The following is a 19,223-nucleotide window of genomic DNA, read 5'->3' as shown; positions in this document are numbered from 1 at the left end:
CGGCGCCGGCGGACTCACCCGCCGAAAGCGCCGACCAGGGCCTCCACACGGTCGCGCCCGGCGTACAGGTCCCAGAAGCTCCCGGCGAACACGTCGGGGGGGATCACCTCCGGCTCGAACCCGAGCGGCTCGGCGGACGATCTGACCGCCTGGTGCGGCACGCTGCCCTCGATCAGCGCGCCGATGTTCACGGCGCCGACGTAGACGCCCTTGCCCGCGAGCGTGCTGTTGAGGTTGTAGAAGTAGTTACGCAGCGCGGCCTGCGCCATGCCGATGTTGCCGAGGGAGGGCGTCGGGTGGAGGCCGGACTGTCCCGCGGTGATCAGGATCGCGCCGTCGCCGCGCTCGACCATGCCCGGCAGCACGGCTCGGACCAGGGCGACCCCCGAGAGCAGGAAGCGGTCGAGGATCAGTTGCAGGCTCTCGGGGTCGACGTCCGGCACGGCCTCGACGCCGTCTCCGGCGAGCTCGGCGACGAGACGGTCGAGGTTCTCGGCGGTACGGGCGACGAGCGCGACCTGATCAAGGCGGCCCGGGAGCTGTACGCCTCGCGCGGACTGGACGTCTCCCTGGATGAGATCGCCCGTACGGCGGGGGTGAGCAGCGGCACGCTGTACAACCACTTCCCCGACCGCGCCGACCTGATCGAGGCCGTCTTCGCCGACCGGTCCGCGACCGTGGTGCGGATCGCCGAACACGCCCTGGCGATGGAAGACCCGTGGGCGTGCCTGGTCCACTTCGTGGAACGGGTCTGCGAGCTATAGGCCGCCGACCGCGGCTACAACGACCTCGTCTCCCGCCGCGTCCCGCAGGCTCCCCGACCGAAGAACACGTGCGCGGCTACGAGCTGATGAAACAGATCATCGAGCGGGCACGGGATTCCGGCGCGCCGGCGGCGCACCCGCTGCCGGAGCCGCCGTTGCGGCCCGACGAACTGGTGGAGGCCATGCGCGCGTGCTCCTGACGCGCCGGATCCCGGCGTCAGTACGGCAGGTAGTAACTGAGCACGTCGGCGGTGAGCGGCGGGAACAGCGCGTGGAACAGCTGCTTGTCGGGGCCGGGGTAGACATCGGGCCGGATCCGGGACAGCCCGTCGATCCCGTGCGGGCCGAACAGCAGCGCCGGCAGGTAGTCGGGTGCCACCCCGGCGCCGCCCACGGCTCCGGGCCCCTGCATCGCACCGCCGGCGGTGACCGCGCCCAGGCCGTCGGCCCGGACCGGTATCCGGTAGTGGGCGCCGAAAGTGGAGATGACGATGTCACGGCCGGTGCGGTCGATCCCGGCCGCGACGAGGCGGCGCCACAGCACCGGCCGCAGCCGCTCCAGCAGTGCCGCCACGTCCGGGACGCGGATGTAGTACTGCTCCGCCTCCGTCCGCCGCTCATCGGGGAGGGGGAGGAGGTCGCTCCAGGCCGCCGCGGCCACCGTGCCCGCCCGCTCGACGACCCGCACCTGCCCGCCGGGGACGAGAGCGGCCACGCCGCGGAGCAGATCCAGCGCCGCCGCCCGATCGAGCGCGGCGGCCTCGGCCAGGAGCACCTCGTCGTCGTCCGGCGGTGTGGTGCGCCCGGTGGCGACGGTGTCGGCGCCGCGCTCCACCACCCAGACCGTGCTCGCCTCGTGGTCCAGCAGCCATCGCCAGCGCGCCGCCGGATGCGACACGGCCACGTCGGACCGGCTCTGCGCCATGTCCTGCAGCGCCGCCATCGCCGGGATGTCCGAGGGCCGGGCGGCCCGTAGCACGGGTGTCCCGTCACCGGCCGGTGGAGTGCGCACGACCGGCGCGGGCGGGATGTCGACGGCGTACTCGTAGCCGAACAGCCGGTAGAAGTAGGGGATCCCGATCATTATCTGCAGAAGGTGACCCCGGGCGGCGGAACGGTCGTGCGCCCACCGCATCAGCGCCCGCACGAGCCCACGCCCCTCGTACTCCCGGTCCGTGGCCACCAGCTCGATCTGGCCGGCGGGGAGCCGCACATCGGCCAGGCGCAGCTCCTCGTCGAGGAGCGTCGCGGTGGAGACGACCCGGTCGCCGTCGACCACCACGGCGCAGGCCGGCCACCCGGCGTCGGGATCCGTCACGACCAGCCGGTGGTCGAGGGCGTCGGCGGGCTCACCGCGTTCGGCCAGGAGCGCACCGATCTGGTCAAGGTCCGCCGGACGCGCCTGTCGCAGGACGAGACCGTCAGCCAGCGAGATCGGCGGGGGAGCGGCAGTCACGATCACGCTGGGGACTATTCCACCGTCCGGGCGACCCGTCCATCCATTTTCGCCGCCCGCCGCCCGCCGCCCGCCGCCCGCCGTCGCCTACAGCCCGCCGCCCGCCATCCGCCGCCCGCCGCAGAGGCACGGCGGGAAGGACAGGTGTCCGATCGGGTTCCTCATCGCACCGCCGGCAGCGGCGGCTCAGTGACTACCACGGCGCCGTTCCCCCAGGGCGGCGTGGATCCTGGCGGCGATGCGGTCGACGTCGCCGCGTTCGGCCGGCGGCAGCGGGGCGCCGGCCGAGCGCCTGGCCGCGGCGGCGTCGTCCAAGAGCCTGGCGGCGTGCTCGTGGTCGCCGGCCAGGGAGTGCGCGCCGGCCAGCCCTTCCAGGGCGAGCGCGATCGCGCGGGGGTCGCCGGTGGCGCGGGCGATGGCGTGCCCCTCCGAGTGCAGGGCGAGGGCGGTGCCGGCGTCGCCGCGCTGCTCGGCGACGAAACCGAGCTCGGCCAGGGCCAGGGCGGTGCCGGGGTTGCCCTCCAGCCGCCGCATCCAGCCCAGCCACCTGCGCAGATGGGCTTCGGCGGCGTCGAGCCTGCCCTGCCGTCTGGCTCCCAGGGCGAGACCCATCTCGGCGAACTCCTCGGCCGGCCGGTTGGCCTGCTCGGCCGCCAGCCGCCGGGCGCGCTCGTGGAACTCCCGCGCGCCGTCGTGGTCGCCGGACAGCAGGGCGAGCCTGCCCAGACCGGAGAGGCGCCAGGAGACCTCGCCCCACAGCCCCAGCTCCTCGGCCATCCGCAGGCCCTCGCGGCGCAGCCGGGCGGCCTGGCCGTAGTCGCCGGTGATCTCGGCGAGCACGCTGAGGCTCTCGCCCGCGCGTAGCCGGCCCCAGCGGTCGCCGAGCTCGCGGAACAGCGCCATGCTCTGCTCGCCGTGCTGTCGCAGCGCCGTAAGGTCACCTCTGGTCAGGGCCTTGGACGCCAGGGTGCTGAGCGCGGCGGCGACGCCCCAGCGGTCGCCGAGGTCGCGGAAACCGTCGAGAGCGCGGGCGGCCAGTTCCTCGACGGCGGCCGGGTCGCCGATGCCGCGCTGGACGTGGGCGAGCAGCCACTGCGCCTCGGCCAGCGCCGCCGGGTCGTCGAGGTCGTCGTGGAGCCGCAGGGCCGCGCGCCCGGCGGCGATCAGGTCGCTCCCCTCGCCCGCCAGCATCGCCAGCGCCGCCTGCCAGGTGACCGCCTTGACCCGCTCGGCCCCGGCGGGGGCCTCGGCCAGGACGGTGTCGAAGGAGCGCCGGGCCTCGGTGAGGCGGCCGCGCAGCAGCCAGTACCAGGCCAGGGCGTTGACCAGTCTCAGCGCGGTCCCGCTCGGAGCGTGCTTGAGAGCGGCGCGCAGGTTGGCGCCCTCGGCGTCGAGGCGTGCCAGCCACTCCCGCTGGCCGGGCCCGCGCAGGTGCGGGGCGGCCCGTTCGGCCAGCGTGAGGTAGTAGGCGGCGTGGCGCTCGCGGACGGCGCCGAGCTCGCCCGCCTCGCCCAGGCGCTCCAGGCAGTAGGCGGCCACCGACTCCAGCAACCGGTAGCGGCCGTCGCCGGTGACCAGGACCAGGGACCGGTCGACAAGCCGGGCCAGCAGGTCGACGACGTCCAGCCCCGGGTCCGCGCAGACGGCCTCGGCGGCTTCGAGGGTGCACCCGTCGGCGTGTACGGCGAGCCGGCGCAGCACCGTCTGTTCGGGCCCGTCCGCCAGCGACCAGCTCCAGTCGATCATCGCCCGCAGGGTCCGCTGGCGCGCCGGAGCCCCCCGCCTGCCGGAGGTCAGCAGCCGGAACCGGTCGTCGAGCCGGGCGAGCAGCTCGTGGACGCCCAGCGCCCGCACCCGGGCGGCGGCCAGCTCCAGGGCCAGTGGGATCCCGTCCAGACGGCGGCAGATCAGGGCCACGGCCTCGGCGTCGTCGTCGCCGAGGGCGAAGCCGGGGGCGGCCGCGGCGGCCCGGGCGACGAACAGGTCGACGGCGTCGGAGCGCCACCCGGACACCGGCAGGGCCAGGGGCGGGACGCTCCACAGGGTCTCGCCCTGAATGTCGAGCGGTTCCTGGCTGGTGGCCAGGATGCGCAGCCCGGGCGCGCCGCGCAGCAGACGCTCGCTCAGCGCGGCGGCCGCGTCGATGACGTGCTCGCAGTTGTCGAGGACGAGCAGCAGCCGTTTCGTCCCCAGGGCCTCGGCGAGCCGCTCGGCCGGCGGGGACGCCGGCCCCTCCTCGCGGATGCCGAGCACGGTCATGAGAGATTCGGCGGGGTCTCCGCCGGCGGCCAGTTCGGCGAGCCACACCCCGTCCGGGTAGGCGGCGGCGGCCTGGTGGGCGGCCGCGATCGCCAGCCGGGTCTTGCCGACGCCGCCGGGCCCGGTGAGCGTCACGAGCCTGTTGCCCTCCAGCAGCGTGCGCACCGAGACGACGGCCCCGTCCCTGCCGATCAGCTCGGTGAGCGGCGCGGGCAGGTTCGTGCGGGGGGCGGGCCGCGCGGGCGTGGACGTCAGGGACCGGTCCTGGCGCAGGATCGCCTGGTGGAGGGCGGCGAGCTCGGGTCCGGGGTCGAGGCCCAGCTCCTCGGCCAGCCGCGAGCGGAACTCGGTGTAGCCGGCCAGCGCGTCGGCCTGCCGGCCCGCTCGGCAGAGGGCGAGAAGGTGGGCCGCGCGCAGCCGTTCGCGCAGCGGGTGGCGGGCCACCAGATCCCCGAGCTCGCCGATGAGCATCCCGTGCTCACCCAGCGCCAGCCGCGCCTCCGCCTGCTCCTCCAGAGCGGCCAGCCGCGACTCCTCCAGCCGCTGGACGGCCGCCCTGACGAACTCCTCGTCGCCGAAGTCGGCGTAGGCGGGCCCGCGCCACAGGCCGAGCGCGTCGGCCAGCAGCCGGACCCTGGTGTGCGGGTCGTCGTGGTCGCGGGCCTGCCCGGTCAGGGCGGTGAAGCGTCCGACGTCGTCGGGCACGGCGCGCAGCAGGTAGCCGGCCGGGCCGGACACCACCAGGTCGCGGCCGCCCGGCTCGGCCGACTCCAGCGCCCTGCGCAGGTGCCACACCTTGTTCTGCAGGGCGGCCGCCGGGTTGGCGGGCAGCTCGCGCCCCCACAGGTCCTCGGTCAGCCGGTCGGCGGACACCGGCCGGCCGCCGTGGATGAGCAGGTCGGCCAGGAGCGCGCGCACCTTCGTCTCGGGGACGGTGACCGGCTCGCCTCCGGCGGTCTCCACCAACAGTGGACCGAGCACCCCGAAACGCATGCCGATCACGCTAACGCAGCCGTGCGAGAGCCCGTCGAGAGGGGGACGAGAGCGGCCTCGGGCAACGTGGAGCCCATCGAGATGGGAGTACGACATGGATAACAAGACACCCGTCACCGTCGTCGGGCTGGGGCTGATGGGACAGGCGCTGGCCGCGGCGTTCCTGGCGGCGGGATACCCGACGACCGTGTGGAACCGTACGGCGGGCAAGGCCGACGACCTGGTCGCCAGGGGAGCGGTGCGCGCGGCGACGGTGGCCGAGGCGGTCGCGGCGAGCCCGCTGACCGTCGTGTGCGTGGTGACCTATGAGGCGGTGGACGACGTCCTCGACGCGGCGGGCGGCGGCCTGACGGGCCGGGTGCTGGTCAACCTCACCAACGGCACGCCCGAACAGGCCCGCCGGACCGGCGCGCGCGTCGCCGGGCTGGGCGCGGACTACGTCGACGGCGGGATCATGGCGGTGCCGCAGATGATCGCCGGCCCCGGGGCGCTGATCCTCTACAGCGGCGCGCGGACCGCCTTCGAGACCCACCGGCAGGCGCTGGAGGTCCTGGGCGAGGCCAGATATCTGGACGGCGACCCCGGCACCGCCCCGCTGTACGATCTGGCGCTGCTGACCGCGATGTACGGCATGTTCGGCGGTTTCTACCAGTCGCTGGCCATGGTCAGGGCGGCGGGGATCAAGGCGGAGGAGTTCACGCCGATGGTGACGGCCTGGCTGGCGGCCATGGCCGCGAGCATGCCCGCGGCCGCGGCGGAGGTCGACGCGGGGGAGTACGCCACCAAGGTGTCCAACCTGGCCATGAACCAGGCGGCCTTCCCCAACTTCATCGACGCCAACAGGGCGCTGGGACTCAGCCCCGACCTGTTGCTGCCCATCAAGGCGCTGATCGACAGGGCGGTGGCCGAGGGACACGGCGGCGACGGCCTCGCCCGGCTGGTGGAACTGATCTAGCGCCGCCTCCCCCGGAAGGAGCGGGCGGACCTCGGAGGGGGCGGGCGGACCGGCGGCTCGGCCGCCCGTGCCGGCCGCCCGTGCCGGCCGGTCGTGAGCGGAGGTCCCGCCCACGACCGGCCGGCGCCGGCGCTTCCGGCGTCACCCGGCCGGAGCCTCAGAGGGCGGCGAGGGCCTGGCGGGCCTCGGCGGTCACCGCGCGGCGGGCACCGTTCTCGCCCAGCGTGAGGACGTGCCGCAGCGCCAGGCCGTAGGCCCGGCCGAACGCCTCCTCGGCCGTCACCTCGATGTCCGGCGCCACGCCGACGCCCTCCCAGTTGTCGCCCCTGACCGGGTTGATGGCGCGGCCCGAGGGGACGGCCGACTTCAGGTGCGGGCCGACCCGGTAGCGGGTGCCGGGGTTGGCGCCGCCCATGGTGCGTTCGCCGATGATCACGGCGCGGTCGCGGGTCTGCAGGTCGTAGGTGAACTCCTCGGCTGCGGAGAACGTCAGCGAGCTGGTCAGGACGTAGACCGGCCGGTCGGGGCCGAAGCGCGGGCCGGGGACGTAGGGCAGGGTCCAGGACTGCTGGGTGCCGCCGGTCTCGCGCCGGTAGATGGAGTTGAGGTGGGTGGGCTCGTCGAAGCCGAAGAGGTAGCTGCAGATCAGCGCCACCATGCCGGGGGAGCCGCCCCGGTTGCGGCGCACGTCGAACACGAGCGCGTCGGCGTCGGCCACCAGCGTCATCGCCGCCACCGCCCGGTCGCCGGCCACTTCGGGCCAGTGGAACGCCGTCGTGTCGATGTATCCGATGTTCCCGGGCAGCCGCTCCACGCGGGCGAAGCCGTACCCGGACAGCGAGATCTCCGCCCGGTACAGGGCGGCGTCGAACGGGTCGTCGACCGGCACCTCGTCGATGCTGTGGATCAGCCGCAGGTGCTTGTCGCCGTTGACCGACTGGAGGTCCTCGGTCACGGCCGCGGCGAAGGCCTCATCTTCCGAGATCCCGGCGTAGGCGCCCGCGGCCAGCCGCTTCCGCAGGATGTCCGCGATCTCCACCCCGATCTCGGGGAAAACGTAGTGTTCGACCAGCTGTGCGCAGAGCGCCGTGATCTGTGGTGTCCAGTCCATGGTCACGGACTCTAGTGTTCCGGCGACATCTTTGGATCTTCCGGGCGGGCACCGGGCAGGCTGGTCGTCAATTAACGGAAGTGCTACCGTAATTCATGAGAATTGATAGTAGCACTACTGGTGACAGTCGAGAATCACTACTGGACGTCGCGGCCCTGCGGGCCGACACCCCCGGCTGCCGGGAGGTGGTGCACTTCAACAACGCCGGCTGCGGCCTGCTGGCCGCACCGGTGCTGGCCACGATGCTCGACCACCTGAACCTGGAAGCGCGCATCGGTGGCTACGAGGCGTCGGCCGCCCGCGCCGAGCAGGTCCGCGGGTTCTACACGGAGATCGCCGCGCTGACCGGCTGCACGCCGGACAACATCGCCTTCGCCGGCAGCGCCACCCACGCCTACTCCACCGCCCTGTCGGCGATCCCGTTCGAGGCCGGCGACGTCATCCTCACCACCCGCAACGACTTCATCTCCAACCAGATCGCCTTCCTGTCCCTGCGCAAGCGGTACGGCGTGCGGGTCGTGCACGCCCCCGACACGCCGGACGGCGGGGTGGACGTGGCGGCGATGGCCGCGCTGATGCGCTCGCACCGTCCTCGGCTGGTGGCCGCCACCCACATCCCCACCAACTCCGGCCTGGTCCAGCCGGTCGCGGAGATCGGCCGGCACTGCCGCGAGCTTGACCTGCTGTATCTGGTCGACGCCTGTCAGTCGGTCGGTCAGTATCCCGTCGACGTGGCCGAGATCGGTTGCGACCTGCTCACCGCCACCTGCCGCAAGTTCCTGCGGGGCCCCCGGGGCTCGGGCTTCCTGTACGTGTCCGACCGCGTCCTGCGCGCCGGCTACGAGCCGCTGTTCATCGACATGCACGGCTCTCGCTGGGTCGAGCCGGGCCGCTACCAGCCCGTCGAGTCCGCCGCCCGGTTCGAGGAGTGGGAGCTCCCCTACGCCACCGTGCTCGGCTGCGCGGCCGCCGTGCGCTACGCCCGCCAGGTCGGCGTGGACGCCATCGCACGCCGCTCCCCGGCGCTGGCCGCCCGGCTGCGCGACCGGCTCGCCGCCGTCCCCGGGGTGCGCGTGCTCGACCGCGGACCCCGGCTGGGCGCCCTGGTCACCTTCGCGGTCGAAGGCTGGCGGCCGGAGCCGTTCAAGGCGGCCCTGGACGCGCGGAACATCAACTCGGCGCTCAGCTTCCGCGAGTTCGCCCAGTACGACTTCGGCGACAAGGACGTCGACTGGTGCCTGCGCCTGTCGCCGCACTACTACAACACCGAGGACGAGGTCGAGGGGGTCGCCGCCGCCGTCGCCGATCTCGCCGGCCGCCGGGCGGGTGCCCGCTGATGCCGGAGACGGCCGCACCGGCCGCACCGGCCGCACCGGCCGCACCGGCTGGTGCACCTACGGAGAGCCTGTGGCGCGACGGCGACTTCCTGAAGTTCTGGCTCGGGGAGAGCGTGTCGCTGCTCGGGGCACAGGTGACGAACCTCGCGCTGCCCCTGACCGCCATCCTCGCCTTCGGCGCCACCGACGAGCAGGTCGGGATCCTGCGGTTCCTGCAGCTCGCCCCCTATCTCGGGCTCGCCCTGCTGATCGGGGTGTGGGCCGACCGGGTACGGCGCAGACCCCTCATGCTCGCCGCCAACCTCGTCAGGATGTCCCTGCTGGCCCTCCTCGTGCTGCTGCACTGGTGGCATGCCTTGAACCTGGTCACGCTGCTGGTCGTCGCGTGCGCGATCGGCGTCGCGTCGGTGCTGTTCGACGTGAGCTGGATCTCCTACGTGCCCACCTTACGGACCGCGCGGCGGCACGCGCTGACGGAGCTCGCGCGACGGGCTCGGCTGGGTGCTGCGCGACGGGGTGCTGCGGGCGCTGGCGCTGATCGGGTTCTGCTGCAACTTCTCCATGGTCACGGTGTGGACCATGTTCCTGCTCTACGGCACGCGGGATCTCCACCTCGGCTCGACGACCCTCGGCGGCATCTTCGCGACGGCCTCCGTGGGCGGCCTCATCGGCGCGACGATCTCCGGACGGGTCATCGAACGGTTCCCGCTCGGACGCGTCTACCTGGTCGCCCAGTCGGCCCTGCTGCTGGGCCCGACGCTGATCGTCACGGCCGCCGGGCCCCGGCCGGTGATGATCGGGATGTTCGTCCTGTCCTTCTTCGTCACCTACCTGGGCCTGGGCGTCGCCGGGGTCATCATCGTCAGCCTGCGCCAGGCGGGCACGCCGCAGTCGATGATGGGGCGGATGACCGCGGTGTTCCGGACGCTGCTGTTCGGCGGCGCCGCCCTCGGGGGCCTGACCGCCGGTCTCCTCACCGGCCAGATCGGCGCCAGGGGCGCGCTGACCGTGGCCGCGGCCGGCTCCGCCGTCGTGGTCGGACTCCTCCTCTCCCCGGTCAGCAGGCTGCGCGCCCTGCCCGCGGCGTGAGAGGCGGGGCCGGTGACACCGGGGGAGGAGCCGGTGACCGCTCCGCCGCCTCGGGCGGACGGGCTCAGCCGGCGTGGTCCCGGGACGCGAGGAACGCCAGGACGGCGGGGCCGGCGAGGTGGCGGAACTCTTCGAAGTAGGCGTGACGGGCGCCCGGTATGAGGTGCATCAGGGCGCCCGGAATGCGGCCGGCGAGGAGGGGCGCGTTGGCGGCCGGGTTGAAGAGGTCGTCGGTGCCGTGGATGACCAGCGTGGGCGCGGTGATGCGGGGCAGCGCGTCCCAGGCGTCGTGGCCGGCGCTGGCGGCCAGGTGGCGCCGTCGCGCGTGATCCGGCATGCCGGGGTCTCCGACGGTGTGGTGGGGACCGGGGTGGGCGGCCAGCCAGGCAGGGGTGTACATCAGCTCCAGCAGCGCCCGCCGGGCGGCCTGCCGGTCGGGCTGGGCCAGCGACTTCCTGACGGTGTTGTCGCGTTCGACGCCGTGCGCCCCGCCCGGCGAGCTGCATCCCAGGATCAGCGACCCGACCCGGCCGGGGTGCTCGGCCGCCAGCCACTGGGCGACCCGTCCGCCCATCGACGTCCCGTAGACGTGGGCCCGGCCGACGCCCAGGTCGTCGAGGATCGCGATGACGTCGGCGGCGAAGCCCCGGGTGCTGTAAGGCAGGTCGGGGCTGTCGCTCGCGCCCGTGCCGCGGTAGTCGAAGGTGATCGTGCGGTAGTCGGCTTCGAAGTCCTGCCGGACGCCGTCCCACCAACGGTGGCTGTTGGCCTGGCCGGCGAGCAGGACGAGAGGCTCGCCCCGGCCGCGGGTCTGGTAGGAGATGGCCGTGCCATCCCGGGTGGTCACCGTCGGCACCGTACGGCCCCCATCATGCCTCCAACCTGATCGCCCGCCCCTGACCGTCGCCCGACCGAGGTCCGGTCGCGGAGACTACCGCACCCGGCGGGCCCTTTGTGTGCATGAGGAGCGACGTCAACGCCCCTGCCCCGAGCTTCGACCCTCCGTACGCCCCCTTCACGGCCTACGCGGTGAACGTCGACACCGGCAAGGCCAGGAAGCTCGCCGCCTACACCGCTCAGGGCCTCTTCCACCTCGTGCTCCCCGGCTTCCCCGGGACCCTGTGACGGGAGGGAGCGGGTCCGGGCCTGCCGCTCGTGTCCTTATATAGGCCGGAAATTGACCTATATCCGTCATAGGTTGGCTCTCGGAGCCGGTCGAAGATCCGGCCGCGCTCCGCTGAGCCGATCGGCAGGAGGAGGACGATGGACACCGGCATGACCCCGAAGAGCCCGCCCAGGGCTCGGGAAGTACGGCCGGCCGGGCGCACGGAGGGGGAGCCCACCGACAATGACTGACGCGTCCGTGCTCTCCCAGCGCACCCTCAACCGCACCCTGCTGGAACGCCAGCTGCTGACGCGCCGCGCCTGTCTTTCCGCGCTCCAGGCCGTCGAGCACCTGGTCGCGATGCAGGGGCAGGAGCCCAACTGGCCGTATGTGGGCCTGTGGACCCGGCTGGCCGCCTTCCGGCACGACGACCTGACGGCCCTGCTCCACGACCGCCGCGTGGTGCGCTCCACGGTGCTGCGCAGCACCCAGCACCTGATCGGCGGCGACGACTACCGTTGGCTGCGGCCGGCCGTCCAGCCCGTTCTGAACCGTACGGCGCGGGCGGCGTACTTCGCCCGGGAGACCGCGGGGTTGGACCTCGCCGAGCTCGCCGCCGCCGGACGGGAACTGCTGGCGGGCCGGACGCTCTCCCGCCGGCAGCTCGCGCGGCTGCTCACCGAGCGCTACCCGGGCCGGGACGGCCGGGTGCTCGCCGGGGCGGTGGAGCTCCAGGTGGAGCTGGTGCACCCACCGCGCACCGGCGCCTGGGGCGGCTGGGGCAACCGTCCCGCCATCTCCGTCACCCTGGCGGAGACGTGGCTCGGCCGGCCCATGGAGGCGTCACCGCACGTCGAAACGGCGATCGGCCGCTATCTGGCGGCGTTCGGCCCGGCCGGTGTCATGGACGTCCAGGCCTGGTCCGGGCTCACCCGTCTGCGCGAGGTGATCGACGGCATGCGGTCCCGGCTGCGGGTCTTCCGTGACGAGCGGGGCAGGGAGCTGTTCGACCTGCCCGGCGCGCCGTTGGCCGAGGCGGACATGCCCGTCCCGGTGCGTTTCCTGCCCGCCTTCGACAACATCCTCCTCGGCCACGCCGACCGGACCCGGGTGATCGGCGACGAGGACCGTAAGCGGGTGATGCCCGGCGGCGCGATGGTACGGCCCACCTTTCTCGTCGACGGTTACGTCCGCGGCGTCTGGTCGATGAAGGACTCGACGCTGCTCATCTCCCCGTTCCGGCCGCTGTCGGCGGCGGATGCCACGGCGGTGCTGGGAGAGGCGGAGGATCTGCTCGCCTTCGTCGTGCCGGACGCCTCCACGTGGGACATCGCATTCGCCTGAGCCCGCCTGAGCCCGCCCGGGCCCGTCTGAGCGAGGTGGGGCCGGCGTTGCCCGGGATGTCCGTGGCACTAGAGTCAAGAATGTGACTGCCGGGTCGGCCATGGGCCAAGAGCGAGTGGGGCACCCGGCCACGGCGCCGGTGCCGGGCCTGCCCGGGGTCCGCGTGGACGAGGGCCTCTGGCGGATCCGGTGAGTCTGGATGCTCCCGGATCGTGATGCCCGTTCCCCCGCCGGCCGCCGCGCCGGAGTGCCTGCCGTACGCGCTCCGCGAGGGCGGCCGCGATGCCGACGGCGGGAAGTGGTCGGCGCGTCGTCCGTAGCGGCGGTGGAGCCGGCGAGCCAGGCCACGGGCGGCCCGCCCATCCGGCCGATGCCGGCCCGGCCGCCCACCAGGGGTTCCAGAGCAGGGCTGTCGCGGGGGGCCAGGAACGGTGAAGGCGGGTCTTGACCGGTCGGTGGTTTCAGGATCGCCGAAGGCCGCACACTCTGCGAGGTCATCCCTTCAGCGCCCTGGCCGGCGGCACGGCGGACAGCGCCGCCGCGTGGATCATCACTCCTGCGGTTCTCCGACGATGGCGCGCAGGGCCGCGACATGCGCGTGGTATGCCGCGCGGCCGGACTTGGTGAGCGAGAGCCAGACGCGCTGCCGGGTGTCGCGTACGGCCTTGGCCTGCTGCACGTATCCGGCGTCCATCAGCACGCTGACATGCTTGCTCAGCACCGAGTCGCTGACCCCCAGCCGCTCCCGCACCAGGCCGAACTCGACCTGCTCCGCCGGCTCCAGCAGTGCGCATATCCGCAGCCGGTTCGGTGCGTGGATCGTGGCGTCGAAACCGTCCTGGGCCCTGTCGGTGACCTTCACGCCGAGATCCGCGCCCGCCGGTTGTGGAGGAGGCCGTATCCGGCCGTCCAGCATCCGCCCACCGCGGCCGCGACCACCCAGACCCAGCCCCACCTGGCGTCGAGGATCTCGCCGGCGATCCAGAGCGCGGCCAGGGGTGTCGTGAGAACCAGTTGCTGGCCGAGCGTGAGGTGCCGCGGCGCGATCCCGGACCGGCTGACCTGCCTGTTGTAGACGCGCTCGGTCACCACGTAGCCGGCTGTCACCACTGCCACGGCCAGCAGTGCCAGCTCAGGGGCGATGACGTCGATCTGGAACAGCATGACGCCGGCCACCAGCAGGCCCACGGCGGGGAAGAACCATGCCGGGACCGGGCGGTAGCCGGCGGCACGGGCCTGCCCGGCCGTTTCCAACGCGGCGGCGGCCTCAGTGGGGGAGGGGCGCTCGAAGCCCTCATCTGTTTCCATATCGGAAACAGTCGCTCAGACTTTCCAGGTTGTCAACACTTGACTTTCCATAATGGAAACCAGATGGGCCGTGATCGCGCAACAGGTGACGCCGGAGGAAGGCCGGGCCGCGTCCGCCGAGGACGGCGCGCAGCACGCCCGTCGCTTTTGGCTCCATGCCATGCGGCGTGCGGAGCCGGCTCCTGTTCTGTGGATCTCAGCGCAGCCGTAGCGGCAGGCGGGCGATGATCATGGCTGAGTGGTGGCGACTGGCGAGCTTGTCATGGCGGGTGGCGATGCCGTTGAAGTGCTTGAGCCGGTTGAGGCGGCGCTCGACGACCTGGCGCCCGGCGGTGATCGCGCCGTCGGCCACCGCGTTCGGGACCGGCGGATGGCAACGGGGCGATGCGCTCCCGGGCGCCATCGATCGGTTCGACGTTCGGCGATCCATGAAACAGGCCCGGAGACATGCGGATGGACCGACCCGCTCCCCGGCGCAGGCCCGGCCTTTCCAGCGGCGGGCCGGGGAGGACGTCCCGCCTCGAATGCGAGTTCGGCGAGAAGCACGGCTGTGCCCGCGGTCGCTGTCTCAGCGGCCATCACCTTGCACCGACAACCCCTGACGGACCAACAGGCGTGATCATCGGTCACGCATGGCACGGATCAGTACGGGCGTCGCGGCCAGCAGCGCGATCCCTCGCAGCACACCCGCGACGGGGTAAGGCGCGCGCAGCCCGAACGCGTGTGCCACCAGTCCGCCGGCCAGTGCTCCGAGCGGGATCAACCCCCAGCCGAGCATCTTGTAGACACTGTTCACCCGGCCGAGCATCTCGGACGGCACGATCTGCTGCCGGAGGCTGACGGTCACGATGTTCCAGAGCGTGATGACGGAGCCGTTGACGGCCAGCAGGGCGCCGAGCACGATCGCGTTCGGGCTCAGCCCGATCCCGACGAAGACGACGACGTTCGTGGCGAGCGCGGTGAGCAGTGCGGGAAGTGCGCCGACCCTGTCGACGACGCGCGCGCTGACCAGGCCGCCGAGCAGGCTGCCGATCGCGGCGCAGGCGAGCAGCAGGCCGTAACCGCGCGCGTCGAGGTGCAGCGTCCGGGTGGCCAGCAGGACGAGTGTGACGTTACCGAGTTGGCCGCAGAAGGTGTTGACCCCGAGCAGGACCGCGAGGGTGCGCAGCAGCCGGTGACGGGCCAGCAGGCGCAGGCCGTCCGCGATCGCCGTGCGCATCGGTGGGTGCTCGACCTGCGGACGCCTCCGCCGGGGCAGTGTCGCCAGCAGCACGGCGGACAGGGCGAACGAGCCGGCGTCCATCCCGAACGGCAACGCCACGGCGACTGCGAAGAACAGGCTGCCGATCGGTGCTCCCAGGAACTGGTGGCCGACCGTTGTGATCGTCTGCTGACTGCCGTTCGCCTTGTGCAGCAGGGGCTTCGCGACGATATCCGGCAAGATCGCCTGCGCCGCGTTGGCGGAGACGACCTCGCACGTTCCCAGCCCGAAGGCCATGATCGCGAGCGCCGGGATGCCGATGTGTCCGAACGCGGCAAGGACCGCGATGACGCTGACGATCACTGCCTGGATCGCCCGCGAGCGCCACATGAGGCCGATGCGGTCGTACCGGTCGACAAGCGCGCCGGCGGGGAGCGAGAGCAGCAGCCATGGTAGGTACGTCGCCGCGGATACGACCGACACGAGCCGCGGGTCGCGCGTGACCGTGACGGCCAGCAGCGGAACGGCCGCGGCGAACGCCCCGTCACCAACGGTGTTGATACCCGTCGCCCACCACAACCGCCAGTAGGCCGGAGACAAGCGTGGCCCGGCGTCGGTCTGCGTCCTGTCCGGCTTCATGCCGGGATCTTCCGGCTGCGGACAAGGCCCCGACACCATTTAGGCCATTGCTACATAATCAATCGATGGCCTTGAGAGTCGATCTCGGTGTGGCCGAGCTGGCGGCGACGCGATTTGCGATCTCACCGCTGTCGGAGACGGTGGCCGGCCTCCAGCAGTTGAGCGGCCGCGATCGAAACCCGCTCAACCTGCGGTGGCTGCGATGGGCGGTGGACGAGCTCGCCGGGCATCCACTCGGCCTGTCGCGTACCTGGCCGCTGATCGTGAGCGACCAGCCGAGCTGGCCGGAGTTCCTTGTCCCCGCTCCGCTCGACGCGGTGGCGTCGATAGAGGACGACCTGGCCGCGCTGCGACGGACGACGCCTCGTCAGGTGCGGAGCAGCCTCCGGCGGGTGTTCGGCGGAGAACTCCCTGACGCCGCCGCCACGCTCGCCGCACAGCCGGCGGCAGGCCTGCGTACGATCTCCGCGGAACTGCGTGCGGCACACGACCGGCTCATCGCGCCGCACTGGCCACGGATCCGAGCCGTGCTCGATGCGGACGTCATCCATCGCGCCAAGCAGTTGGCCGCGGGCGGTGCCGAGAGGCTGTTCGCCGACCTGCACCCGGATCTACGCTGGTGCGATGGCCGGCTGGTGCTGGAGGAAGCGTGCCGGCGGACCGACCGCGTCGTGGATCGCGGCCCGGGTGGTCTGGTCCTCATGCCCGTCGTCCTCGGCCCGCCCCACGTAATGATCAAGAAGAGCACATCCACGCAGACCACCGTGCGGTACCCGGCACGAGGCGTCGGCACGTTGTGGACCGCGGGAACGCGGCCGCCGGCAGGTAGCGCGGTCCGGTTGCTCGGTCGGGTGCGCGCCGAACTGCTGGAGGCGCTGCGCTCGCCCGCAACGACGACGGACCTGGCTCGTGCGCTCGGCGTCACGCCCAGTGCGGTGTCGCAGCACCTTGGCGTGCTGCGTGAGAGCGGATTGGTCGCGCGCGAGCGATCCGGGCGCAACGTCCTGTATATGACGACCGCTCTCGGGGCGTCCCTGAGCGGGACACCTACCTAGCGCTGCTCCGCAGAAGTTCGTGGAGGGGTGTTGATCAGATGGCCGATCCGCTGAGGTAGCGGTCGCCTGTGCAGTCGAGGGCTTCTTCCGGGGAGCCGGCGGGCGGTCCGCTGGGCAGGATGTTGTCCTTGTAGCTGTCGCTGCCGGTCAGGTAGAGCGCGAAGCCCCAGGTGTGCAGCACGCCGGTGAAGCGCAGGCGGCACAGTGGGACGGTCTGCTCGCCGGGCGATTCGGCTGCCAGGTAGGCGAATCCGGAGCGGAAGCGGACCGTGATGGCGTCCACGCGCGGCCAGCGTTCGCGGGCGTGGCGGTTCGGGCGTTGGCGCAGGTGGTGCTGTATCGACTCCGATGGGTTGCCGGGTGCGGCGGCGGCCCGCCATGATCGTTGGCCGTGCGTGGTGGGCGACGGGCGGGGACAGCGGTTGCGGTGGCGATCGATCGGCAGGACCGCGAGCGACTCATGAGGACGGTGGCTTCGGCCGAGTCCGAGGTGCGGGCGGTGTCGCGGGCTCGGATCGTGCTCGCGGCGGCGGACGGGCTCGCCAACGGCGCGATCGCCCGGGAGTCGGAGGTCGGCGTGAATACGGTGCGCAAGTGGTGGGGCCGGTTCGCCGCTCACGGCCCGGACGGCCTGCGGGACGCCGAACGGTCGGGACGCCCGAAGGCTTACGGGCCCGACATGCGCGTGGCGATAGTGGCACCGCGACGAGCGCGCCGCCGCATCCGGAGGTGACCTGGTCGCACCGGACCATCGCCCAGCGGGTAGCCGGCACCTGCTTCGCGCCGGTCGCCGCTTCCCGGGCCGGCCGGATTCTGGCGGATCTGGACTTCAGGCCGCGCAGGGTCCGCAGCCGGCTCACCCGCCGGGACACCCCCGACTCCTGGCGGCGGGCCGGTGTGTGCCCTCTCCCCTGACCCGCCCGAGGGAGCGGTGGTGCTCTCGATCGACGAGAAGACCGCGATGGCCGCCCGCTCGCGCCGCAACCCCGGCCGTCCCGCGCGCCCCGGGGAGCCCGGCGGGAGTTCGAGTATCGGCGCCACGGCACCGCCTCCCTCATCGCGGCTCTCGACGTTCGCAGCGGTGAGGTGCTCACCGAGGTGATCACCCGCAACGACGTGGTGACCCTCACCGCCTTCCTGGGCCGACTCGGCCGGGCGATCGCACCCGGCGAGGAGATCCACGCCGTGCTCGACAACGGTTCCTCCCACACCGCTGAGCACACCAAGGCCTGGCCGGCCGCGCACCCGCGCCGCACGTCCGCCGGACCCCGCCGCCCGCCTCCTGGCTCAACCAGATCGAACTGTCCCTCTCCGCGTGCAGCGGTCTGACAGCGTCGGCGAGGTGTCTATGCGCCGTGGGATGACACCGGCGTCTTCTCGGGCTTCGCGGCCGGCTGCTCAACGACCGGTCGCCGGTGCAGCCAGACGAGGGCCGCCACGGTGCCGAGCAGGGCGACCAGGGCGCAGAGTTGCGTCCCGTGGTTCATCGCGGCGGTGAACGTCTCGTTCGCGGCGGCGACCAGTTGGCCGGCCGGACCGGGGGGCAGCCCGGGGGCGAGCAGGCGGGCGGTGATCAGCATCGCGGCGAACACCAGGGTGTAGGCGTTGTTGATCCACTGGAGGTCGGCGGTGGAGGCCGGCAGTGCCTCGGCGAGTGCGGGCAGGGCCGTGTTGAGCTCCACGGCCAGGTCACCCTCCGTGCCGACCTCCCCGACTTCCCCTGGCCCCCACCGGCACTGTCGAACAGATGGCCCGCCGCCTCGGCCGCATCAACCCCTGATCTGTCCGGCGAAGCAAGGCGTCGCACGCTCCAGGCCACGCACAACACCCCGACGGAGCGCGCCCGCTACCTCTACGGTGACGAGTATCGGCCCCGCCTGCGTGCGACCGCGACTGTTGTGGGCGCCGCCGGTCGATTCCACAGCAATCGCCTCGCCCAACTGCGGCTTCCCACAACGAGACCGCCGAACCCCACCGCCGGACCTGCGACGGCAGGCCACTCAAGGTGGCCTGACCAGCCACGATGGCCGGCGTGATCAGCGACTCGGCCCGTAGTGGTGGATCCCCGAGCGGTGGTACCCCCTTACCAGCCCATGTCCTTGGCGACATCTGCCCGCACTGCGGCGACCTCCCCGGCCGTTGCGCCGGTGATGTCGGTGTCCGTCTCGAACCGACCCGGCAGATCCACGAGGGCCCGTTTCTGCGCGGGGTGCCCAGTCGGTTGGAGGCGGCAGCCCCTACGACACCCCTCCACGGACTTGCGCGGAGCAGCACTGGTGCCGCATCAGGCAACGTTTGCCCTGTTGGAGTATGGTCAGCCGATGAACGGCGATGAGCAGCCGGGTCTGGATGAGATCGAGCGGTGTTTCATCGCGGTTCTCGACGGACGGATGAGCCGGGATGAGGCGGACCGCTGGGCATGGCGCTGGATCGCCGATGATGATCACGTCCGGGACGACGTGGCATGGTGGGCATTGAGCCTTCTGCACGGGATCGACCTGCGCAACGGTCCGGATGAGGACTTCCTGCATGACGACGAGCAGGTGCGCCGATGGCTTGAGGAGCTACGGCGCCGTCGAGCCGGATGACATGCCTCCGGTCGCTGTC

General features: G+C 72.6%; 21 protein-coding genes and 1 pseudogene. 11 read left to right on the top strand and 11 right to left on the bottom strand.

Annotation, left to right across the window (positions count from 1 at the left end; translation table 11 throughout):
* Positions 1-14: 14 nt before the first annotated feature.
* On the bottom strand, positions 15-623 hold the full coding sequence (locus ACZ6R6_RS09120) for an SDR family NAD(P)-dependent oxidoreductase (RefSeq protein WP_470091536.1): 609 nt from the start codon (positions 621-623) through the stop codon (positions 15-17).
* Between ACZ6R6_RS09120 and ACZ6R6_RS09115 the strand changes: the two genes are divergently transcribed.
* Both ACZ6R6_RS09115 and ACZ6R6_RS09110 read left to right on the top strand, forming a co-directional pair.
* Entirely contained in the window at positions 519-764 is a 246-nt protein-coding gene (locus tag ACZ6R6_RS09115) for a TetR/AcrR family transcriptional regulator (protein ID WP_470091888.1), read from the top strand. The genes ACZ6R6_RS09120 and ACZ6R6_RS09115 overlap by 105 nt on opposite strands.
* Positions 765-832: 68 nt before the next feature.
* Complete coding sequence (locus ACZ6R6_RS09110) at positions 833-964, top strand: hypothetical protein (protein WP_470091535.1); 132 nt, start codon at positions 833-835, stop codon at positions 962-964.
* 17 nt (positions 965-981) lie between these two features.
* Here the strand turns inward: ACZ6R6_RS09110 and ACZ6R6_RS09105 are convergent, their stop codons facing one another.
* Both ACZ6R6_RS09105 and ACZ6R6_RS09100 read right to left on the bottom strand, forming a co-directional pair.
* Positions 982-2,226, bottom strand: a complete 1,245-nt coding sequence (locus ACZ6R6_RS09105; RefSeq protein WP_470091534.1) for a GNAT family N-acetyltransferase — start codon at positions 2,224-2,226, stop codon at positions 982-984.
* 180 nt (positions 2,227-2,406) lie between these two features.
* Positions 2,407-5,472 carry an AfsR/SARP family transcriptional regulator gene (locus tag ACZ6R6_RS09100; RefSeq protein ID WP_470091533.1) on the bottom strand — a complete coding sequence of 1,022 codons (3,066 nt, stop codon included), beginning with the start codon at positions 5,470-5,472 and terminating at the stop codon, positions 2,407-2,409.
* A gap of 94 nt (positions 5,473-5,566) precedes the next feature.
* Between ACZ6R6_RS09100 and ACZ6R6_RS09095 the strand changes: the two genes are divergently transcribed.
* Positions 5,567-6,427 carry an NAD(P)-dependent oxidoreductase gene (locus ACZ6R6_RS09095; protein WP_470091532.1) on the top strand — a complete coding sequence of 287 codons (861 nt, stop codon included), beginning with the start codon at positions 5,567-5,569 and terminating at the stop codon, positions 6,425-6,427.
* Between the two features lie 157 nt (positions 6,428-6,584).
* Here ACZ6R6_RS09095 and ACZ6R6_RS09090 read toward each other — a convergent pair whose 3' ends face one another.
* A complete protein-coding gene (locus ACZ6R6_RS09090) occupies positions 6,585-7,538 on the bottom strand; it encodes a S41 family peptidase (protein ID WP_470091530.1) in 954 nt (317 codons plus the stop codon).
* A 95-nt stretch (positions 7,539-7,633) separates the two neighbouring features.
* On the opposite strand from ACZ6R6_RS09090, the gene ACZ6R6_RS09085 reads away from it, so the two are divergent.
* On the top strand, positions 7,634-8,875 hold the full coding sequence (locus ACZ6R6_RS09085; RefSeq protein WP_470091528.1) for an aminotransferase class V-fold PLP-dependent enzyme: 1,242 nt from the start codon (positions 7,634-7,636) through the stop codon (positions 8,873-8,875).
* A gap of 501 nt (positions 8,876-9,376) precedes the next feature.
* Complete coding sequence (locus ACZ6R6_RS09080; protein ID WP_470091526.1) at positions 9,377-9,964, top strand: MFS transporter; 588 nt, start codon at positions 9,377-9,379, stop codon at positions 9,962-9,964.
* Between the two features lie 64 nt (positions 9,965-10,028).
* Here the strand turns inward: ACZ6R6_RS09080 and ACZ6R6_RS09075 are convergent, their stop codons facing one another.
* The gene (locus ACZ6R6_RS09075; RefSeq protein WP_470091524.1) at positions 10,029-10,811 is read right to left on the bottom strand and encodes an alpha/beta fold hydrolase; all 783 of its coding nucleotides are present in this window, start codon (positions 10,809-10,811) and stop codon (positions 10,029-10,031) included.
* Positions 10,812-10,924: 113 nt separating this feature from the next.
* Between ACZ6R6_RS09075 and ACZ6R6_RS09070 the strand changes: the two genes are divergently transcribed.
* Positions 10,925-11,089: a hypothetical protein gene (locus tag ACZ6R6_RS09070; RefSeq protein ID WP_470091522.1), complete on the top strand. Its 165-nt coding sequence runs from the start codon at positions 10,925-10,927 to the stop codon at positions 11,087-11,089.
* A 223-nt stretch (positions 11,090-11,312) separates the two neighbouring features.
* Positions 11,313-12,413, top strand: coding sequence for a winged helix DNA-binding domain-containing protein (locus ACZ6R6_RS09065; RefSeq protein WP_470091520.1), 1,101 nt, complete (start codon positions 11,313-11,315; stop codon positions 12,411-12,413).
* Positions 12,414-12,963: 550 nt separating this feature from the next.
* On the opposite strand, the gene ACZ6R6_RS09060 is transcribed toward ACZ6R6_RS09065, so the two are convergent.
* The 4 genes from ACZ6R6_RS09060 to ACZ6R6_RS09045 all read right to left on the bottom strand — a co-directional run bounded on the left by ACZ6R6_RS09060 (position 12,964) and on the right by ACZ6R6_RS09045 (position 15,561).
* Complete coding sequence (locus ACZ6R6_RS09060) at positions 12,964-13,275, bottom strand: transcriptional regulator (RefSeq protein ID WP_470091518.1); 312 nt, start codon at positions 13,273-13,275, stop codon at positions 12,964-12,966.
* Positions 13,272-13,721 (bottom strand): hypothetical protein, encoded by a 450-nt coding sequence (locus ACZ6R6_RS09055; RefSeq protein WP_470091516.1) that lies wholly within the window; start codon positions 13,719-13,721, stop codon positions 13,272-13,274. The genes ACZ6R6_RS09060 and ACZ6R6_RS09055 overlap by 4 nt, the downstream gene beginning before the upstream one ends.
* 196 nt (positions 13,722-13,917) lie before the next feature.
* Positions 13,918-14,124: a hypothetical protein gene (locus ACZ6R6_RS09050; protein ID WP_470091514.1), complete on the bottom strand. Its 207-nt coding sequence runs from the start codon at positions 14,122-14,124 to the stop codon at positions 13,918-13,920.
* A 216-nt stretch (positions 14,125-14,340) separates the two neighbouring features.
* Complete coding sequence (locus ACZ6R6_RS09045; RefSeq protein WP_470091512.1) at positions 14,341-15,561, bottom strand: MFS transporter; 1,221 nt, start codon at positions 15,559-15,561, stop codon at positions 14,341-14,343.
* Positions 15,562-15,626: 65 nt separating this feature from the next.
* Between ACZ6R6_RS09045 and ACZ6R6_RS09040 the strand changes: the two genes are divergently transcribed.
* Complete coding sequence (locus tag ACZ6R6_RS09040) at positions 15,627-16,616, top strand: ArsR/SmtB family transcription factor (protein ID WP_470091510.1); 990 nt, start codon at positions 15,627-15,629, stop codon at positions 16,614-16,616.
* A gap of 34 nt (positions 16,617-16,650) precedes the next feature.
* On the opposite strand, the gene ACZ6R6_RS09035 is transcribed toward ACZ6R6_RS09040, so the two are convergent.
* The gene (locus ACZ6R6_RS09035; protein WP_470091508.1) at positions 16,651-16,899 is read right to left on the bottom strand and encodes a hypothetical protein; all 249 of its coding nucleotides are present in this window, start codon (positions 16,897-16,899) and stop codon (positions 16,651-16,653) included.
* A 177-nt stretch (positions 16,900-17,076) separates the two neighbouring features.
* On the opposite strand from ACZ6R6_RS09035, the gene ACZ6R6_RS09030 reads away from it, so the two are divergent.
* Both ACZ6R6_RS09030 and ACZ6R6_RS09025 read left to right on the top strand, forming a co-directional pair.
* Positions 17,077-17,349: a helix-turn-helix domain-containing protein gene (locus tag ACZ6R6_RS09030; protein WP_470091506.1), complete on the top strand. Its 273-nt coding sequence runs from the start codon at positions 17,077-17,079 to the stop codon at positions 17,347-17,349.
* A gap of 251 nt (positions 17,350-17,600) precedes the next feature.
* Positions 17,601-17,945, top strand: a pseudogene (locus tag ACZ6R6_RS09025) (transposase); the annotation flags it as partial.
* Positions 17,946-17,962: 17 nt separating this feature from the next.
* Here the strand turns inward: ACZ6R6_RS09025 and ACZ6R6_RS09020 are convergent.
* A complete protein-coding gene (locus ACZ6R6_RS09020; RefSeq protein ID WP_470091504.1) occupies positions 17,963-18,298 on the bottom strand; it encodes a hypothetical protein in 336 nt (111 codons plus the stop codon).
* 639 nt (positions 18,299-18,937) lie between these two features.
* On the opposite strand from ACZ6R6_RS09020, the gene ACZ6R6_RS09015 reads away from it, so the two are divergent.
* On the top strand, positions 18,938-19,204 hold the full coding sequence (locus ACZ6R6_RS09015; RefSeq protein ID WP_470091502.1) for a hypothetical protein: 267 nt from the start codon (positions 18,938-18,940) through the stop codon (positions 19,202-19,204).
* Positions 19,205-19,223: the final 19 nt, after the last annotated feature.

The sequence above is a fragment of the Streptosporangium sp. NPDC048886 genome (genome assembly GCF_055586905.1).
Note: the sequence above shows the minus strand (reverse complement) of the source record. Positions and strands in the feature narration are given on the sequence as shown.

Bases quoted from the DNA above. Each gene is read 5' to 3' on its own strand.
- ACZ6R6_RS09045 (WP_470091512.1), bottom strand. From the start codon at position 15,561: ATGAAGCCGGACAGGACGCAGACCGACGCCGGGCCACGCTTGTCTCCG.
- ACZ6R6_RS09030 (WP_470091506.1), top strand. From the start codon at position 17,077: ATGAGGACGGTGGCTTCGGCCGAGTCCGAGGTGCGGGCGGTGTCGCGG.
- ACZ6R6_RS09015 (WP_470091502.1), top strand. From the start codon at position 18,938: ATGAACGGCGATGAGCAGCCGGGTCTGGATGAGATCGAGCGGTGTTTC.
- ACZ6R6_RS09065 (WP_470091520.1), top strand. From the start codon at position 11,313: ATGACTGACGCGTCCGTGCTCTCCCAGCGCACCCTCAACCGCACCCTG.
- ACZ6R6_RS09100 (WP_470091533.1), bottom strand. From the start codon at position 5,472: ATGCGTTTCGGGGTGCTCGGTCCACTGTTGGTGGAGACCGCCGGAGGC.
- ACZ6R6_RS09085 (WP_470091528.1), top strand. From the start codon at position 7,634: ATGAGAATTGATAGTAGCACTACTGGTGACAGTCGAGAATCACTACTG.
- ACZ6R6_RS09040 (WP_470091510.1), top strand. From the start codon at position 15,627: ATGGCCTTGAGAGTCGATCTCGGTGTGGCCGAGCTGGCGGCGACGCGA.
- ACZ6R6_RS09055 (WP_470091516.1), bottom strand. From the start codon at position 13,721: ATGGAAACAGATGAGGGCTTCGAGCGCCCCTCCCCCACTGAGGCCGCC.
- ACZ6R6_RS09090 (WP_470091530.1), bottom strand. From the start codon at position 7,538: ATGGACTGGACACCACAGATCACGGCGCTCTGCGCACAGCTGGTCGAA.
- ACZ6R6_RS09070 (WP_470091522.1), top strand. From the start codon at position 10,925: ATGAGGAGCGACGTCAACGCCCCTGCCCCGAGCTTCGACCCTCCGTAC.
- ACZ6R6_RS09095 (WP_470091532.1), top strand. From the start codon at position 5,567: ATGGATAACAAGACACCCGTCACCGTCGTCGGGCTGGGGCTGATGGGA.
- ACZ6R6_RS09050 (WP_470091514.1), bottom strand. From the start codon at position 14,124: ATGGCGCCCGGGAGCGCATCGCCCCGTTGCCATCCGCCGGTCCCGAAC.